This is a genomic window from Clavibacter davisi, from assembly GCF_052751415.1.
On sequence record NZ_CP199882.1, the window covers coordinates 1084901 to 1099606 of the forward strand.

At 74.9% G+C, this 14706-nt stretch carries 11 protein-coding genes; 7 read left to right on the forward strand and 4 right to left on the reverse strand.

Annotated elements, in window-relative coordinates; genetic code table 11:
- The first annotated feature begins 10 nt into the window (after positions 1-10).
- On the forward strand, positions 11-1867 hold the full coding sequence (locus ACU4ZT_RS05210) for a hypothetical protein (RefSeq protein WP_414763150.1): 1857 nt from the start codon (positions 11-13) through the stop codon (positions 1865-1867).
- 107 nt (positions 1868-1974) lie between these two features.
- Positions 1975-2445 carry a GtrA family protein gene (locus ACU4ZT_RS05215; RefSeq protein WP_063071716.1) on the forward strand — a complete coding sequence of 157 codons (471 nt, stop codon included), beginning with the start codon at positions 1975-1977 and terminating at the stop codon, positions 2443-2445.
- A gap of 36 nt (positions 2446-2481) precedes the next feature.
- Here the strand turns inward: ACU4ZT_RS05215 and ACU4ZT_RS05220 are convergent, their stop codons facing one another.
- From ACU4ZT_RS05220 to ACU4ZT_RS05230, 3 genes are all read right to left on the reverse strand, one after another.
- Complete coding sequence (locus ACU4ZT_RS05220; RefSeq protein ID WP_063071717.1) at positions 2482-3774, reverse strand: O-antigen ligase family protein; 1293 nt, start codon at positions 3772-3774, stop codon at positions 2482-2484.
- 48 nt (positions 3775-3822) lie between these two features.
- Positions 3823-5235 carry an O-antigen ligase family protein gene (locus ACU4ZT_RS05225; protein ID WP_254654526.1) on the reverse strand — a complete coding sequence of 471 codons (1413 nt, stop codon included), beginning with the start codon at positions 5233-5235 and terminating at the stop codon, positions 3823-3825.
- 100 nt (positions 5236-5335) lie between these two features.
- A complete protein-coding gene (locus ACU4ZT_RS05230; RefSeq protein WP_445338222.1) occupies positions 5336-6514 on the reverse strand; it encodes an acyl-CoA dehydrogenase family protein in 1179 nt (392 codons plus the stop codon).
- 163 nt (positions 6515-6677) lie between these two features.
- On the opposite strand from ACU4ZT_RS05230, the gene manA reads away from it, so the two are divergent.
- The 5 genes from manA to ACU4ZT_RS05255 all read left to right on the forward strand — a co-directional run bounded on the left by manA (position 6678) and on the right by ACU4ZT_RS05255 (position 14191).
- Positions 6678-7994: a mannose-6-phosphate isomerase, class I gene (manA, locus tag ACU4ZT_RS05235; protein WP_445338224.1), complete on the forward strand. Its 1317-nt coding sequence runs from the start codon at positions 6678-6680 to the stop codon at positions 7992-7994.
- 34 nt (positions 7995-8028) lie between these two features.
- Positions 8029-8997, forward strand: coding sequence for a UDP-glucose 4-epimerase GalE (galE, locus tag ACU4ZT_RS05240; protein ID WP_270979140.1), 969 nt, complete (start codon positions 8029-8031; stop codon positions 8995-8997).
- A gap of 149 nt (positions 8998-9146) precedes the next feature.
- Positions 9147-9464, forward strand: a complete 318-nt coding sequence (locus ACU4ZT_RS05245; protein ID WP_012298082.1) for a WhiB family transcriptional regulator — start codon at positions 9147-9149, stop codon at positions 9462-9464.
- Positions 9465-9597: 133 nt separating this feature from the next.
- On the forward strand, positions 9598-12693 hold the full coding sequence (locus tag ACU4ZT_RS05250; RefSeq protein WP_445338227.1) for a glycosyltransferase family 2 protein: 3096 nt from the start codon (positions 9598-9600) through the stop codon (positions 12691-12693).
- Positions 12680-14191, forward strand: coding sequence for a DUF5719 family protein (locus ACU4ZT_RS05255; protein WP_063071742.1), 1512 nt, complete (start codon positions 12680-12682; stop codon positions 14189-14191). Before ACU4ZT_RS05250 ends, ACU4ZT_RS05255 begins: the two co-directional genes overlap by 14 nt.
- A gap of 51 nt (positions 14192-14242) precedes the next feature.
- On the opposite strand, the gene ACU4ZT_RS05260 is transcribed toward ACU4ZT_RS05255, so the two are convergent.
- Entirely contained in the window at positions 14243-14686 is a 444-nt protein-coding gene (locus tag ACU4ZT_RS05260) for a metallopeptidase family protein (protein ID WP_063071723.1), read from the reverse strand.
- Positions 14687-14706: the final 20 nt, after the last annotated feature.

Genomic DNA, 14706 nt, shown 5'->3' on the forward strand with positions numbered 1-14706 from the left:
ACGCGAGGGGATGTCAGTGGACGACAACGGGGTGGACCACCGGCGCGCGCGCCGACGATCGCGGCTGATCGCCTGCCTGGCCGTCTGGGCCGTGGCGCTGGGCGTCGGGCTCGTGGGGACGGGCGTGGTCGGGGGGCCCGCCGAGCCGGCGCAGGCCGCATCCGGGGCCGACTTCGACCCCGGCATGATCATCAGCGACGCGAAGTTCTTCGACGGGGCCGTCATGTCCCAGCGGGACGTGCAGACCTTCCTGCAGGCCCGGGTGCCGCGGTGCGCGTCCGGCTACGTCTGCCTCACGAACTACGTGCAGGACACCCCCGCGCGCGACGGGGACAGCAGGTGCTCCAGCCTGCAGGCCTCCCGGATGAGCGCGGCGGACGTCGTCTACTGGGTCGGCCGCGCCTGCGGCGTGAGCCAGGCCGCCCTGCTCGTGCTGCTCGAGAAGGAGCAGGGCCTCGTCACCGACAGCACGCCCACGGATCGGCAGTTCCGCAGCGCCACCGGCTACGGCTGCCCGGACACCGCGGCATGCGACTCCACCTACTACGGCTTCTTCAACCAGGTCTACAACGCGGCCCGCCAGTTCAAGGTGTACCAGTCGACGCCGACGCGCTGGAACTACCAGGCCGGCCGGGTCAACACGATCCTGTGGCACCCGAACGCGGCCTGCGGCTCGTCGCAGGTGACGATCCGGAACCAGGCGACGGCCGGCCTCTACATCTACACCCCGTACCGCCCCAACTCGGCGGCGCTGGCCAACCTCTACGGGACGGGCGACGCCTGCTCCTCCTACGGCAACCGGAACTTCTGGCGCCTCTACACCGACTGGTTCGGCAGCACGTCGGACGGCCCGGTGTCCTCGTTCGTCAAGACGGCCACGGACGACAGCGTCTACCTCGTCAGCGGCGGGCAGAAGCACCCGATCACCGACTTCGCGGTGTTCCAGAACCTGTCGGCGCTGGGCGGGATCAGCACGGTCTCCCGCTCCTACCTCGACGCGCTGGCCACGGGGAACGTCGCGTCCGAGCTCGTGCGGGATCCGTCGGACGGGACCGTCAGCCTCGTGCAGGGCGACCGCCGCCATCCCTTCACGTCCTGCGCGCTGGTGGGCGACTACGGATACGGGTGCGGCGACGCCGTGAACCTGGATCCGGGTCAGCTCGCCTCCGTGCCCGCGGCGGGGAACATGAGCGCGTACTTCGTCCTGCCCGGCAGCGGCACGGCCTACCTCCTCGAGGGCGGCGTCAAGTACCCGCTCTCGAGCTGGTCCGCGCTGGTCGGGCTCAACTCGGGCGCGTCGCCGTTCGTGGCCACCATGCGCGCATCGGTGGGGAGCCGCTACGCGACGGGCCACACGGCGCTCGAGCCGGGGACGCTGGCGAAGTCGCCCGCGGGAGCCGACGTGTACCTGATCAACGGGCTGAACAGCAAGGTGGGCGTCCCGTCCTTCGCGGTGACGCAGGAGCTCGGCTTCGGCACGTCGTTCGCGAACGTGGCGGCGCAGACGCTCGACGGCTACACGCGATCCACGGCGAACCTCTCGCTGCTGGTCCGCTGCGGCGGGGTCACGTCGCTCGCCACGCAGGGGCGCGTCGTCGCGGTGGCGAACCCGGGATCCACGGGGCTGCCCGTCACCGATCTGGTCCCCACCACGTGCCGTGCGCTCGACGCGACCGGCGGCACCGTGCAGGGGCCGGTGTTCGTGAAGGGCATCGCCGACTCGACGGTGTTCCTGCTCCAGGGCGGCCAGGCGAAGCCGGTGACCTCCTGGGCGCGGCTCGTGGCCCTGGCGGGCACGTCGTCGCCGACGATCACGACCCTGCGCGACGCGGCGGTCGCCCGCATCGCGGTCGGCGCGGACGCCTGACCCGTCACGCCGGACGTCGAGCCGACGCCGGATACAGTGGGGGCCGCACCGGAAGGACGCGGCGCGGCCCCTCGGCGGTCGTGCTCGCCGTGCGAGGAGGAGAGCGCATGGACCAGCACGACCTCGACGTCGACGCACGCCGCGAGGAGACCCCGCCGCCCGGCATCCTCCTCCGCCTGATCAAGGACGAGCGCATCGCGTTCCTCCTCGTGGGCGGCTTCAACACCGTCATCGGCACCGCGTGGTTCGCCCTGTTCTACCTGCTCTGGGGGCACGCGATCCCGTACCCCGTGGTGCTCGTGATCGCGTGGGCGGTGCAGCTGCCGATCTCGTTCACGCTCCACCGGAAGCTCGTCTTCAAGGTGAGCGGGAACCTCATCCCGGACTTCTCGCGGTACACCCTGGTGAACCTCGTGCCGCTGCTCGCCAACATGCTGCTGCTGCCGCTCGTCGTGGAGACGACGCCGCTGCAGCCGATCGTGGCGCAGATCCTCGTGACGATCGTCATCACGGTCGCCACGTACACCGGCCACAAGTTCTTCTCGTTCCGCCGGCCGCGCGACGAGGCGGTCCGCTGATCCCGACCGGATGCGCCTCCGCGCCCGGACGTCCGCTCAGGCGGGCAGGGGCTGCGCGGGCAGGCCGTGGCGCCAGCTGCGGCCCTGCGCGGCCTTGACCGCGCAGATCACGAGCAGCACCCAGCCCCACTCCACGAGCGTGACGCTCTCCCCGAGGGACACGACCACGAGCACGACGAGCACGAGCGCGGTCCACACGTAGCCCACGCCGCGCTTGGTGGTCGCGAGCACCCACGAGCGGCCGAGCGCGAGGGCGCAGAACGCGGCGAAGAGCACCAGGCCGACGAGCCCGGCCTGCAGGTAGAGGTCCAGGTAGGCGTTGCGGGCGCTCTCCTGCGCGCCGCGGCTCACGAGGTCGAGGGCGGTGTACGGGTACGCGTCGCGGCGCCACAGGCCGACGAAGCCCCAGCCCTCGATCGTGTTGAGGTCGATGAGGCGCAGCATCTCGCGCCATAGGGCGACGCGCTGCAGGTAGTCGGGGCGGGCCTGCAGGACCTGCAGCACGGGGGAGCGGAAGGCGACGACGAGCATCGCGACCACGGCGGCCAGCACCAGCACCGCGCTGTTCGCGAGCGGCCGGGCCTGCCGCGCGAGATGCCGGAGGCCGAACACCGCCAGGGAGGCGACGGCCAGCACGAGGAAGGTGCCGAGGATCACGGACGAGCGCGTGAGCGACGCGACGAGGAGCGCGACGGTCAGGGAGGCGACGGCGCGCCCGCGCGACACGGACCGGGTGAGCAGCTCGACCGCGAACGTCACGGCCGCGACGAGGGCGAGGGCGCCGAGGGCGTTGCGCTCGCCGAGGAGGCCCTGGATCGGTCCGAGGCGCCCGAGGGCGCCGCGGATGCCGAGGAACGGGATCGGGCCGTCGATGAGGAGCCCGGCGAGCACCTCGAGCGCGAGCGACGACGCGAGGACGAGCCGCAGCACGTCGCCGACGGCGCGCACGATCTGGATCAGGTCGCGGACGACGCCCACGTACACCGCGAGGAACGCGGACGCGGCGAGGTACAGCACGCCGGCGACCGCGTCCGGCTGATAGGCGGTCCAGAGCAGCGTCGCGGCGCACCAGCCCACCAGCAGCAGGAGCGAGACGGGCAGGAGGCCGCGCCACTCCCAGTCCCCGCGCTTGGCGACGAGCGATCCCGCGGCCATCGCGACGAGGGCGGCCACGATGCCGATGAGCCCGGGCCAGCCCATGGTGGCGCGGACGGCGTGCGAGAGGACGGCGGTGCCGATGACGCAGTGCGTGAGGGCGGCGGAGAAGCGCGCCGACCCGAGCAGCTCCGGGAGGCGCTCCGGCAGCGGCAGGCGCGCGGGCAGCGTCATGCGGCGTCCCTCACGGGAGGTCGACGGGGCACCGGGCGGCCACGCGGGTCAGGCGACGCCGGGATCGGCCGGGACCGCGGGGGCGCTGGCGGCGGGGGCGGGCAGGCGGGACGCGTCGGCGACCGCACCCGCGGCGACGGGCGGCCGGCGGGAGTCGACCGGGCCGGGCACGTCCTCGCGCGCGATCATCCCCGAGCGGGTGGCCATCGCGATGACGATGAGGAGCAGCCAGTTGCCCTCGTAGAGCAGACGGCTCTCGGCGAGGCTCTGCACGACGAGCGCGGTCATCAGCAGCAGCGGCGCGAGCGCGAGCGCGCTGTACGGCTCGACCCGGTCGCGGCGGTGCTGCGGGCGGTCGATGGCGGCCCACCAGGAGCGGATGTACGTCGTGACGATGAGGCAGACGAAGACCAGCGCGCCCACGGCACCGAGCTGGAGGAACACGTCGAGGTACGCGTCGTGGGCCTGGAGGTACGTGACGCCGCTGCGCACCGCGAGGCCCTCGAACGGCTTGATCCAGGGGGCCCAGTAGCCGATCCAGCCCCAGCCGACCACGGGGTGCTGCTGCGCGAGCCCGATGACCGACTCCCAGATCTCGAAGCGGCCCGTGAGGTCGGGCGAGCGGCCGAGCAGCTCGAAGACCTCGGCCGTGCGCGTGACGACGATCCCCGCGCCGGCGGCCGCGGCGACCACGACCCCGCCGGCGAGCACGAGCCGTCCGCGGATGCCCACCCGGCGCGCGATGACCGCGAGCACGGCGACCACGCCGGTCATGATGAGCGCGACGAGCACGGTGGAGCTGCCCGTGAGCGTGAGCGTGAGGAGGGCCACCGCGATCCACACGGCGGCGGTCCGGCGGTCCGCGGTGCGCGCCGCGAACTGCAGCGCGAAGACGATGAGGCCGAGCAGCGCCACCATGGCGAGGAGGTTGGCGTTGCCGACGACGCCCTGGATGCGGCCGCCCAGGAGCAGCTCGCCGCGCGTCCACGCGAAGGCTGCGGGCGCGCGCGGGCCGTAGTCGGTGAAGAACGGCATGACGGGCTGGCGCACCACGACCGCGATGAACAGCTCGAAGGCCAGCGACAGCCCGAGGATGATGCGGAGCGCCCGGCCCAGCGCCTGGACGATCTCCGCCCACGAGAGCAGCACCACGAGCATCAGCGCCGCCGTGGACGTGGCGAGCTGGATGATCACCCCGAGCGCCGACTCCGGCCGGTACTGCGACCAGGCGATCGACAGCACGGACAGGCCCGTGAAGGCGAGGAACGGCACCGGGAGCACCCGGAGGCGCGGCAGCGGTCGGGCGCGCACGAGCAGGGTGATGCTCGTGATGAGCACGGCGAGCGCGATCGCGCTGAAGCCCCACCAGCTGAGGCTGTTCCGCCACATGTCGCCCGCGAAGGTGGTGACGAGGACGAAGGTCGCGAATGCCCGGAGGGCTCGTCGGCTGGCGGAGGGCATGCCCATCAGGGTAACGGGCCGGGGCGGATCCTCCCGTCCCGCCGGGAGCTCCGCCCGGCGGGCCCGCGGATGCCCGGCGCGTCGGGCGGCCGCCTGTCCGTCAGACGAAGGCCGCGTGGCCCGTGATCGAGCGGCCCACGATGAGCGTGTTCATCTCGCGCGTGCCCTCGTAGGAGTACAGGGCCTCCGCGTCGGCGAAGAACCGGGCCACGTCGTAGTCGAGGACGATGCCGTTGCCGCCGAACGCCTCGCGGCACCACGCGACGGTCTCGCGCATCCGGCTCGTGGCGAAGGCCTTGGCGAGGGCGGAGTGCTCGTCGGACTGCGTGCCCTCGTCCACCATCTCGGAGGCGCGGGTGACGAGCCCGATGGACGCGGTGATGTTGCCGAGGCTGCGGACGAGGAGGTCCTGGATCAGCTGGTGCGCGCCGAGCGGCTTGCCGAACTGCTGGCGCTCGCCCGTGTACGCGACGGCCGCCTCGTAGGCGCCGACCGCGATGCCGATCGCGGCCCACGCGACTTCCGCGCGGGTCAGGCGCAGCACGGCGGCGGTGTCCGCGAAGGACGTCGACCGCTGCAGGCGGTTCCGCTCGGGCACGATGACGCCGTCCAGCTCGATGTCGGCGTTCTGCACGATGCGCAGCGCCTGCTTGTCCTCGATGCGGGTGGCGCGGAAGCCGGGGGAGTCGTTGGGGACGAGGAAGCCCTTCACCTGTCCGTCGTCCGCGTCCTTGGCCCAGACGACGGTGACGTCGCTCACGGTGCCGTTGCCGATCCAGCGCTTGGCGCCCGTGATGCTCCACTCGTCGCCGCGCCGCGTCGCGACGGTGCGCAGGCCCCGGGCCGAGTCGGAGCCGGAGAGCGGCTCCGTGAGCCCGAAGGAGCCGAGGAGCTCGCCCGACGCGAAGCGCGGCAGCCACTCGGCGCGCTGCTCCGGGGAGCCGGCGACCGCGATGCTGCCCATGACGAGGCCGCTCTGCATGCCGACGAGGGTCGCGATGCTCGCGTCCACCCGGCCGAGCTCGAGCGCCGCCCAGCCGCGGAACACGGCCGAGTTCTCGAACGGGCGCGTCTCCGGATACGGCATGCCGAAGAAGCCGCGCTGGGCGAGGCCGCCGACCACGTGGCGGGGGAACTCGGCCCGGGCCCACCAGCCGTTGACGTGCGGCCGGACCTCCTGCTCGAGGTAGGAGCGCAGCTCGGCGAGGGATTCCCTCTCCCTGTCGCCGAGCCGGGACTCGTAGCCGTAGAAGTCGCCGATGAGGGGGGTGAGGGACACGATGCTCCGTTGCGGTTCGTCGGCGCCCTCGGGTCGGGCGCCTGCGGGCGAGCCTAGGTCGGCGTCCGGGCGGCGCCGTCATCGCTTGGTACTTTGGTCGCGTCCGGACCGGACGCGCGCCCGTGGGCGTTGTAGGTAGCCGCCAAGCCCGACAGGATCGCCCGTGTTCACTGCCCTCTCCAACACCCCCCGCGACTACGCCTGGGGGTCGACGACCGCCATCGCGGAGCTGCTCGGCCGCGAGCCGTCGGGGGGCCCGGAGGCCGAGCTCTGGCTCGGTGCCCACGGCGGCTCGCCCACGCGCGTGGACGACCCGGCGACGGCCGGCGGCGCGACGACGCTGGCCGACTGGATCCAGCGGGACCCGGCCACCACGCTCGGCCCGCTCGCCGAGGGCCTGCGCCCGGGCGACGGCCCAGGCCTCCCGTTCCTCCTCAAGGTGCTCGCCGCGGGCGGCCCGCTGTCGCTCCAGGCGCACCCCGACCTGCACCGCGCCCGCCGCGGCTTCCGCGACGAGGAGGAGCGCGGCATCCCGATCGACGCCCCGCACCGCAACTACAAGGACCCGCTGCACAAGCCGGAGCTCATCTACGCGCTGAGCGACGAGTTCCACGCGCTCTGCGGCTTCCGGCCGCTCGCGGAGGTGCGGCAGGTGTTCACGCTCCTGCTCACGCTCGATGCGTCCGGGCCCGACTCCGACCCGGCCGTCATCCGGTCCGTGCTCTCGCGCCTCACCGGATCCGAGGCCGACGTGCTGCGCGACGTGTTCGCCTTCCTCATGGGCGGCGGGGCGGAGGTGCGCCGCCTCGTCGACCGCGTGACGCTGCTGGCGAGCCTCGCCTCCGACCGGCAGTGCCGCGAGTTCGGCACGGAGATGCGCACCGTCCGCGAGCTCGCCGCGGCGTACCCGGGCGACCCGGGCATCGTCACGTCGCTGCTCCTCAACCGGGTGACCCTGCGGCGCGGCGAGGCCCTCTACCTCCCGGCCGGCAACATCCACGCGTACCTGCACGGGCTCGGGATCGAGCTGATGGCCGCCTCCGACAACGTGCTGCGCGGCGGCCTCACGCCCAAGCACGTCGACGTGCCGGAGCTGCTCGACGTGCTCGAGTTCCAGGCGCTGCCCGTGCCGTACCTGGAGCCCGAGCACACGGCGCTGGGGGTCGAGCTCTACCGGCCGGACGTGCCCGACTTCCTGCTCGCCCGGATCTCCCCGGCCACGCGCGAGGCGACGCCGGGCGACGCCGGCGCGAGCGTCGTCGAGGTCGACGGCCCGGCCATCGTGCTGTGCACCAGCGGCGAGGTGGCGCTCCGCGGGGAGACGTCGTCCGTCGTCGTCCGCCGCGGCGGGGCCGTCTTCGTCACGCCCGACGAGGGGCGGATCGTCGTCACGGGGGAGGGCGAGGCGTTCCTCGCGACGACCCCGGCGCCGTCCGCCGCCGCGGCCGACGACGTCGATCCGGACGCCTCCGCCGCGTGACCGGCGCCCGTCCGGCCGTCGATAGGGTTGCCGCATGACATGGTTGGTCACCGGCGGCGCCGGCTACATCGGTTCGCACATCGTCTCCGCGTTCGCCCGCGCCGGCATCGACACGGTCGTCCTCGACGACCTGTCGAGCGGCCACGCGTCGTTCGTCCCGGAGGGCGTGCCGTTCCACCGTGGGTCCGTGCTCGACCGGGAGCTGCTCGCGGGCATCCTCGGCTCCGGCGACATCCGCGGCGTCGTGCACGTGGCGGGCTACAAGTACGCGGGCGTCTCCGTCCAGCGCCCCCTGCACACCTACGAGCAGAACGTGACGGCCACCGCCGTGCTGCTCGAGGAGATGGAGCGCGCCGGCGTCGACAGCATCGTCTTCTCGTCCTCCGCGGCCGTGTACGGCACGCCCGACGTCGACCTCGTCGACGAGCGCACGGCCAAGGCCCCCGAGTCCCCCTACGGCGAGTCCAAGCTCATCGGCGAGTGGCTGCTGCGCGACCAGGGCGTCGCGACCGGCCTCCGCCACACGTCGCTGCGCTACTTCAACGTGGTGGGATCCGGCGAGGAGGGCTACGCCGACACCAGCCCGCACAACCTGTTCCCGCTCGTGTTCGACGCGCTCCTCGACGGGCGCACGCCGCGCATCAACGGCGGCGACTACCCGACGCCCGACGGCACGTGCGTGCGCGACTACATCCACGTCGTCGACCTCGCCGCGTCGCACGTCGCGGCCGCGCGCCGGCTCGAGGCCGGCGAGCCCGTGGAGCCCGTGTACTGCCTCGGCAGCGGCCAGGGCGTGAGCGTGCGGGAGATCATGACGGCCATCCGCGACGCGACGGGGATCGGCTTCGAGCCCGAGGTGCGGGAGCGCCGCCCCGGCGACCCGGCCCGCATCGTGGCGTCGGGCGACCTCGCCGCGCGCGATCTGGACTGGGCGATGCGCCACAGCCTGGACGACATGGTCGCGAGCGCCTGGGTCGCCCGCCAGGCCGGATCCCCGGAGTAGCGCCGCGGGCGAGCCGCGGCGCGTCGCAACCCTCGACGAGCGCCTGAGGGTTTACCCTCCGCGGCTTGACGCCGACGAGTTACACCGGTGTAATTATGACGACAAGCTGGGGCCGGCCGGGCGCTCCAGCCGTGTGGGGAGATCGTGACATGGCACTACCTGAGTACCACGCCGGGGTCCCCGACGACTGGTTCGTCGACCCCGTCCGACTCGGCGTCCCGGGCGTCCGGAGCGTCGACGACGGCAACCCGCTCGCCTGGCAGGCCGACTCGCTCTGCGCGCAGACCGACCCCGAGGCGTTCTTCCCTGAGAAGGGCGGATCCACCCGCGACGCCAAGAAGATCTGCGGCTCGTGCGAGGTGCGCTCCGAGTGCCTCGAGTACGCGCTGGAGAACGACGAGCGCTTCGGCATCTGGGGCGGGCTCTCCGAGCGCGAGCGCCGCAAGCTCCGCAAGCGCGCGGTCTGACCCCGCACGCGCCCGGAGCGGCTCCGCACGCGCGGCGCTCCGACCGCGCAGGCGCCGCCGGGAGCACCGGCTCCCCGGCGCGCCGTCCGATCGCGGCGGTTCCGCATCCGGCACCACGTAGGGTCTCCCTGTCATGCAGCCACGAGTAACCGCGATCCTCGTCGCCCACGAGGGCGCGCAGTTCCTCGAGCGGACCCTGGCGGCCCTCGCCGCGCAGACCCGCCGACCCGACCAGGTGGTCGCGATCGACCTCGGCTCCCGGGACGCGTCCGCGGCCCTGCTGGCCGCGTCCGAACCCACGCGCATGGTGCAGGCGCCCGCGCGGATGACGTTCGGGCAGGCCGTGGACCAGGCAGTCCGCGTGATCCCCGCGCCCACCGGCGACGATGAGCTGCTCTGGCTGCTCTCCGCCGACAACGCGCCCGCGCCCGACGCGCTCGAGCGCCTGCTCGCCGCGATCGAGGCGTCGCCCAGCGTCGCCGTCGCCGGTCCCAAGCTCATGGAGTGGGACCACCCCGGCTACATCCGCGAGATCGGCCGCACCCTCACCACCCTCGGCGCCGCCGTGCCCGAGGTCGACGGCGAGCTCGACCAGGCCCAGTACGACGACATGAGCGACGTCCTCGGCGTGGCCGCGGGCGGCATGCTCGTGCGGCACCGGCTCTGGGACGAGCTCGGCGGCTTCGACGACGCGCTCCCCGTGATCGACGACGCGCTCGACCTGTGCGTGCGCGCCCGCCTCGCGGGCCACCGCGTGGTGGTCGTGCCCGCGGCCCGCGTCGCGTCCGCCGGATCCGCCGGCCCCGGCACCGCGTTCCTCGGCCGCCGCACCCCGCGCCGTCGTCGTCGTCGGCTCGCGCGCCAGGCCGAGCTGCACCGCCGCCTGTCCTACGCGCCGGCCGCCGCCGTGCCCTTCCACTGGCTCTCGCTCGTGCCGCTCGCGATCCTCCGCGCCCTCCTGCAGCTCCTGCGCAAGCGGCCCACGGCAGCGCCCGGGGAGATCGGCGCCGCCCTCCGCGTCGCGGTCGCGCCCGGACGCGTCGTCGCCAGCAGGCGGCGGCTCCAGGCGACGCGCACGGCGCCGTGGTCGAGCATCGCGTCCCTCCGGCAGCCGCTCGCGGTCGGCCGCCGCCGCCGGTCCCTCGCCCGCGAGCAGTACCGCGTCGAGCACATGGGCGTCTCCGACGGCGTCGAGTTCCTCGCCACGGGCGGCGGCTGGACCGTCCTCACCGCGCTGCTCCTGGCCGCCGTCATGTGGATCCCGCGCCTCGGCGGCACCGCCCTCACCGGCGGGCAGCTGCTGCCGCTCGGACCGGACGCGGGCGCGCTGTGGGCGCAGGTCGGCATCGGCGTGCGGGGGATCGGCACGGGCCCCGTCGCCCCATCCGACCCGTTCGCCGCCGTGCTCGCGGTGCTCGGCAGCATCACCGCCTGGGAGCCGTCGCTCGCGGTCCTCGGCCTCTTCGTGGGCGCGCTGCCGCTCGCGGCCCTCGCCGCGTGGCTCGCCGCCGCGCAGGTCACGCGCAACGCCTGGCTCCGCGCGCTGGCCGCGCTCGCCTGGACCCTCGCGCCCACGTTCCTCGTCGCGCTCGGCGACGGCCGCCTGCCCGCCGTGCTCGCGCACCTGCTGCTGCCGTGGCTCGCGCTCGCCGTGCTGCGGGCGCCGCGGTCGTGGTCCGCCTCGGCCGTGGCGGGCATCCTCATGGCCGCGGTCGGCGCGTCCGCCCCGTCCCTCGTGCCCGCGCTCCTCGTGCTGTGGCTCGTCGCGGTCGTCCGCGCCGGTCGCCGCGTCGGCCGGCTCGTCACGATCCCCGTGCCGCTCGTCGCGCTCGCCGCCCCGCTCGTCGCGTACCGGGTGATGCAGGGGCAGCCCCTCGCGCTCGCCGCCGACCCGGCCGTCCCCGCGGCGTTCACCCCGGCGGACGTCCCGGGCCTCGCGCTCGGCTTCCCCACGTCGGGGCTCGGCGGCTGGACCGCGGTCGTCGACGGCCTCGGGCTGGGCCTCCCCGCATCCGTGCCGCTCGTCGTCGTGGCCGTGCTCGTCGCCCCGCTCGTCGTCGGTGCCGTCGCCGCCCTCTTCCTCCGCGGCTCGCACCGGGCCGCGCTCGCCCTGTCCGTGTCCGTGGTCGGCTTCGCCACCGCCGTGCTCGCGGCGCGCACGGTCGTGCAGTCCACGGGGGCCGACGTCGTCGCCGTGTGGCCGGGATCCGGCCTCAGCCTCCTCTGGCTCGGCCTCTCCGGCGCCCTGGTGCTCGGCTTCGCGACGCTCGGCCGGCGCTCGGTGCTGCCGGGCCTCGTCGCGACCGTGACGCTCGTGGTCGTCGCGATGCCCCTGGTCTCGGCGGCGGTGGCGGGATCCACCGCCGTGCGCCCCGGCGAGGACGCGTCCCTGCCGGGCCTCGTCGTGGCGCAGGCCGCGACCGACCCGTCCGTCGGCACGCTCGTGCTCCGCGCGGGCGACGACGGTTCCCTGGCCGCCGACGTGGAGCGCGGCGCCGGACGCACGCTCGAGCAGGTGTCCACGGTCGACTCCACGATCGGGCCGCTCACCGACACGCAGACCCGCGTCGCCGAGCTCGCCGGCAACGTCTCGTCGCGCTCGGGCCTCGACGCCACCGAGGACCTCCGCACGCTCGGGATCAGCTACGTGCTCCTCGCCCCGCCGTCGGGCGCCGCCGAGCAGGCCGTGCACGACCGGGCGGGCTCCGCGCTCGACGACGACCCCGTGTTCACCGCCGTCGGCCAGACCGAGGCCGGGCTGCTCTGGCGCTTCGTCGGGAGCGAGGACCTGGACGTGCAGGTCGCCGGCCCCGGCAACCTCGACGACGCGGGCCGCGCGGGCGTCCTCGCCGCCCAGGCGCTGGTCTTCGCGCTGACGCTCCTCCTCGCGATCCCCACCGGCAGCCTCGCCGCGCGCAGCCGCCCGCTGCCCGCCTACCGCGAGCCCGTGACCGGCACCGACGTGCGCCCGGCGGACGCCGTCGAGCCGCGGCCCGAGCACGACGACCGGGGGATCCCCGCCTACCCCGACGAGCCCACCGGCACGAGCGTGGAGGCGGCGCCCTTCGGCGACATCCCGCAGGTCGGCGACTGGCCCGCGGACGACGCCGGCGACGCTTCCGCCACGGCGACCGCATCGGACGACGGTGACCGCCGCGGCGACCGCGACGACGACCGCCGCGGCGACCGCGACGACGACCAGCCCAGGAGGACAGATGGCCAGGCGTGACGCCGTGCGCATCGCGACGCGCGTGACCACCGGGATCGCGGGGGTCGCCGTGCTCGGCGTCGTCGTGACCGGCGCCCTCCTCCTCCCGCCGGTGTCGAGCGACGCGAGCGCGCCGTCCGTGCTCGTGACCCCCGTGGCGACCGACCAGCAGCGCGTCTGCCCGGGAGCCCTCCTCCGGCCCCCGGAGGCGGACGCCGCCGCGACGACTACCGCCGTCGCGGTCGGCTCCTCCGCGGTCACGAGCGGATCCGCGTCCGGCGACGTGCCCGCCGGCGGCCCGGGCGTGCGCACCTCGCGCCTGCGCGCCCCCGAGGTCCAGGGCGGCGCGTCGACCACGCCGTCCGTCCTCGCGGTCGCCGGTGCGACGGGGGAGGAACCGACGGAGCTCGCGGGCGCGGCGTCGCAGATCGCCTCCGCGAGCGACCTCGCGGGCCTCGCCGCGGCCCCCTGCTCCGAGGCCACCGCGGAGTCGTGGCTGCTCGGCGGCGCCACGACCACGGGCCGCACCACCTTCGTGGTCCTCGACAACCCGTCCGGTGTCGCCTCCACCGTCGACCTCGCCATCGCGGGCGAGGACGGACCGGTGAGCGCCCCCGGGGCCAGCGGGATCAACCTGCCCGCCGGCAGCCGGCGCGTGCTCTCGCTCGCCGGCCTCGCCCCCGACCTCTCGTCGCCCGCCGTCCACGTGCAGAGCCGCGGCGGCCAGGTCGTCGCCACGCTCGAGCAGAGCACGGTGCGCGGCCTCCTCGCGGGCGGGGTCGACGTCGTCGTCCCCGCCGCCGCGCCGGCCACCGCGCTCACCATGACCGGCCTCCGGATCGACACGCAGGCCGCCGCGCCGGCCGCGGCGGCCGCGGGCGAGACGCCCGCCGAGGGCGCCGCCGGTTCCGGGCCCGGCGCCGACGTCGGGACCGACCCCGAGCGCGAGACCGCCGTCCGGGTCCTCGTGCCCGGCTCCGAGGACGCCGACGTGAGCGTCAGCGTCGCACCCGAGGACGGCACGACGGGCACCGGCACGACCTTCACGGTCGAGGCCGACGCCGGTCGCGTGACCGACTTCCCCGTGACCGGACTGACCGACGGCCGCTACGCCGTCACCGTGCAGAGCTCGGTCCCGGTGGCCGCGGCCGTGCGCAGCATGTCCGGCGCGGCCGAGAGCGGCGCCACCGACTTCGCCTGGCTGCCCGCCGCGGGGGCGCTCACCCGCGACGCGCTGGTGTCCGTGCCGTCCGGCCCCGCGCCGCTGCTGCACGTGCGGAACCCCGGCGAGGCGGAGGCGACCGTCACGGCGCGGCCGACCGACGGATCCGAGCCCGTCACCCTCGCCGTGCCCGCGGGCGCTGAGGTCTCCGCCGCCGTCGTCGCGGGCCGCACCTACCTGCTCGCGGGATCCGCCGGGCTCACGGCCACGGTGACGTTCGCCGAGCCCGGGCGCTCGGCCGCGCTGCCCGTCGTGCCGGTGCTGCCGGCGGCGGACCCGCTGCGCATCCATCCCTGACGCCGCCCGGGGCGGCTCCCGCGGACGCCTGACGCCCGTGCGGCATCCGGCCTAGTGCGGGTCGTACCTGTCGGGCGCGAGGTCCCACGGGTCCTTGCCGAGGAGCTCGGCGACCGCGCGGAAGACGCAGCCCTCGACGAGCGCCCGGTGGTGGTGCTCGTCCTCCTCGTGGAGGTGCGCGAGGCGCTCGATGGGCAGGCGGTAGAAGACGACGCGGCGCTCGTCGGCGAGCACGCTCCAGCGGTCGATCCCGTCGCGCTCGCTGTTGCGGGCGGGCAGCGCGGCGACCTCGAAGGAGACGCGCTCGAGCTCGTCCGGCCAGAGGCCGCGGAGGTACTCGGCGGCCGAGGCCACGATCTCGTCGAAGCGGTCGACGCGCGTCCGCAGCACGGGGAGCTCGGGTCCGGTGACGGGGGAGCGGAGCCCCCGGCCGTGGCGGTCCCGCCAGGATCCGCGGATGGAGACGTGGCCTCCCCGGCGGCTCGATCGTGGCATGGCCCCATCGTACGGCCCGC

Bases quoted from the DNA above. Each gene is read 5' to 3' on its own strand.
- ACU4ZT_RS05250 (WP_445338227.1), top strand. From the start codon at position 9,598: ATGCAGCCACGAGTAACCGCGATCCTCGTCGCCCACGAGGGCGCGCAG.
- ACU4ZT_RS05255 (WP_063071742.1), top strand. From the start codon at position 12,680: ATGGCCAGGCGTGACGCCGTGCGCATCGCGACGCGCGTGACCACCGGG.
- galE (WP_270979140.1), top strand. From the start codon at position 8,029: ATGACATGGTTGGTCACCGGCGGCGCCGGCTACATCGGTTCGCACATC.
- ACU4ZT_RS05210 (WP_414763150.1), top strand. From the start codon at position 11: ATGTCAGTGGACGACAACGGGGTGGACCACCGGCGCGCGCGCCGACGA.
- ACU4ZT_RS05260 (WP_063071723.1), bottom strand. From the start codon at position 14,686: ATGCCACGATCGAGCCGCCGGGGAGGCCACGTCTCCATCCGCGGATCC.
- ACU4ZT_RS05225 (WP_254654526.1), bottom strand. From the start codon at position 5,235: ATGCCCTCCGCCAGCCGACGAGCCCTCCGGGCATTCGCGACCTTCGTC.
- ACU4ZT_RS05215 (WP_063071716.1), top strand. From the start codon at position 1,975: ATGGACCAGCACGACCTCGACGTCGACGCACGCCGCGAGGAGACCCCG.
- ACU4ZT_RS05245 (WP_012298082.1), top strand. From the start codon at position 9,147: ATGGCACTACCTGAGTACCACGCCGGGGTCCCCGACGACTGGTTCGTC.
- ACU4ZT_RS05220 (WP_063071717.1), bottom strand. From the start codon at position 3,774: ATGACGCTGCCCGCGCGCCTGCCGCTGCCGGAGCGCCTCCCGGAGCTG.